General features: G+C 48.3%; 2 protein-coding genes and 1 pseudogene. All 3 read right to left on the minus strand.

Annotation, left to right across the window (positions count from 1 at the left end; all coding sequences use genetic code 11):
- Nucleotides 1-192: 192 nt before the first annotated feature.
- The gene (locus tag ACWWFX_RS25040) at nt 193-516 is read right to left on the minus strand and encodes an antitermination protein N (protein ID WP_473225077.1); all 324 of its coding nucleotides are present in this window, start codon (nt 514-516) and stop codon (nt 193-195) included.
- Nucleotides 517-1,317: 801 nt separating this feature from the next.
- Nucleotides 1,318-2,295: pseudogene (locus ACWWFX_RS25045) on the minus strand (P63C domain-containing protein).
- 217 nt (nt 2,296-2,512) lie between these two features.
- Nucleotides 2,513-2,917: LexA family protein (locus ACWWFX_RS25050; protein ID WP_473225078.1), on the minus strand; the 405-nt coding region annotated here is incomplete at its 5' end.

Consider the following 2,917-nt stretch of genomic DNA (forward strand, 5'->3'; position numbering starts at 1 on the left):
TTTACCGTCAGCCCCTCGCAAAGAGCTATCGGCCTGAATGTTGTGTGTGATATCTGCGCCTGGCGTCTCGAATCTTCTCCAGTTCGCAATTCTTCGCTGTGCTGTGATATTTGCTGATGTGACACAAGGGCGTTCTCGGGTCGAAATCTCTTCCGCATACCGGGCATTTGATGCTGTTTTTCATCGGCAACCTCAAATCAGCGGAATTGATTTACCCTTCATTTTCTGCGTTCCGTGGCAGGTAATACCGCGTTCGCCCGGCTTGCTATACCATGTGCGTTGATTCTTGCGCTCAATGCGCTGTAGGTTGCTTTCAATCTGTTCGTGGTACTCAGCCAGTACCGTTAAATCAATCGGTTTCACAGCGCTTTCTACGCGTGATTTAGGCTTGCGATTGAACGACAGAACAGGACGGTTATCTGGCTTGGCGCTTACCCCAACCAACAGGGGATTTGCAACTTTCCATTCAGCCTGTTTCTCTGCGCGGCGTTCGCGGCGGCGTGTTTGTGCATCCATTGTGGATCTCCTGTCAGTTAGCTTTGGTGGTGTGGTGGCTGGTAGTCTCGCTCCAGCTTGTTGAGTCTCATTCGGCGGGGTATAACCGGCACCCCAGCGATTTTTCCATGCGACAACGTGCGCGTTATGGCGGCCTTATCGCCCGCGGCTCCCCGTCTCGTCCACGCTATTGCTAGCGTTGGTAGCGCTTCACCGCTCAACAGTAGGTAAGCACTTGCCAGTGACTAGCTGGCTTCACCACACCCCAAAGCTTTCTGCTTTGAATGTTTACCCTTCTTCAGGGCCAGATTTTTAAGAGCATCACCGTCCTGGTGAGTAGTGCGTCCTGCTGATGGGATTAATATTCACGTATTGTGATTTGATTGTCAATCACGATATGTGTATTTAATATTTATCACACGATATGTGTATGTTTTTAATGGGTAAATAATTTTATTAATTGTGTTATGCTCAAAAAAACATCAAAGAGGGCTTGGTTATGGAATTGGGTATGGATATGGAACGGGATGAGCCAAGGGAGTGCTGAGGGATGCTGCGGAGTTCGTGAGGAAAGGGCAGTAGACTTGGTTAACGATGTCACTGCTGGTAGACCTGCATACCAGTGGTAAGCGTCTTACCGCTGGCGCGACTATTAATAATGCAGGGATCTGGGTGCTGCCCATCTGGCGGGCAAATGGGTTTTACTTGCATATCTTTTCGAAATTATCAATGACTTACAATGGCGGGCGGGTGGTGGTCTTGTGGTGTCGGAAGGCAGTAAAAACCCGGCGCGGTGACCGGGTAGGTAGTGGGTATTAGGTATTAGAATTCTGGCTTCATTCTCCCGAAGACCTTTTCAATTCCAGCCTCGTACTCTTCTTTGTTATCGCTCATCGCAGCAACACCAAGAAGTTTGCCAATATGTTGTCGTAACGCCTTGACGCCAATTTCTGACAGGAATAGGTGTAGCTTGTCTGATTGTTTACCATTCTCGTCACGACTCGCTCGGATCTGTTCAAGAATCTTACCTTTGCTCTTCGCGAGAGGAACGTAAATTTGCATATTAGTCAGCTGACCAAAGCGGATAGGCCTGCCTTTCTCCGGGCGATTAAGTCCATATAACCGGTACCATTCTTCATACAGTTCGTCAGGAAATTCTCTTTCGTACTGTCGCGCTTCTTCGCGAACGAATGCTTTAAACGCATCAATTACTTCTTGCACTTCCGGCCTATAACCGGCTACTGCATATGCTAGGCCCTTAAGCCCTGCCTTCATAGATGCACCAGCCAGTTTCTGTGCCATCATTGCAGCTTTGGCTCGTGTTTGAGGAAGTGCATTTGCTTGGTGCGCATTTAAAATGGCAATCGCCATGTCGCCAACGGCAGTTAAATCGTAGCCATTAGCTTCACCTGAACCAAAAACTGATCCTCCATGGTGCCATTGAAATTTAAATGGTTTTTCCATTTTTTCACGCAAAACTGTACCTATGAAGTCGGACATATATTGCGCGTTTAGGAGGCGAGTGACAGCTATCATGTGGTCACCAAGACCAAGCAGTCGCGCAAGACCTGCGCCAGAAACCACAGCGGTTTTGTTTTCGTCATTAAGGACGTAGCATTCAACATCAATGCCGAACTAATCCATGAAGTTTCCTTTATGGGTGGCTTTAAGTGGCTTATCACCCCATCGTGCCGCTGCTGCTTTTTTGGCAATATTAGCTCGCTGTTCTTTGGTAAGAGATTTCGCGCGAGCTACTCCACCTTTTGCCTTTCCCTTTGGTTCTTTTTTATCGCCTGACATATGCAAGTACCATGCTGTGAAATTTGCTTGCATAATAAACAGTGCACAAGAATAAAAGCAAGCATTATTTTTTATTTTATGCTTGCATTGTCCGACGCATAAAAAAAGGCCGCATTTCTGCGACCTTTCATCACCCAAACGTCTCTTCAGGCCACCATAAGCACGATCGCAACAACCGAGAGCAAAGTAACCACGCCTACTATCAGATATTCTCTTATCACCCAAACGTCTCTTCAGGCCACTGTGAAGCCACTACCTTCCCAACCACCCGGCAATGCTCATTACACGGTATCATAGGGAACTGTGGGTTCAGCGGTTGCAGGAACACCTGCCCGCTGTCTTTAATCAGCTTCTTGAATGTGAATTCGTCGCCACCAAGACGAGCAATGCAGAAATCACCTGGATCAACCGGTTCTTCCGGATCTACCAGAATCAACATGCCTTCCGGGAAGCTAGGCTTTGAACCAGCTGGCGCAGTCATTGAGTGACCGTCAACCTCAAGCCAGAATGCGTTGTCGCTGGCTTTCTTGGTCGTGCTTACCCAGCGCTCAGCATCGCGCTCTGTGAACGTACGGAACTCAGGAGAGAACATCCCGGCCTGAACGTGGGAGAATACGGGGTA

It is taken from the genome of Pseudocitrobacter sp. 2023LY-00077, from assembly GCF_055796175.1.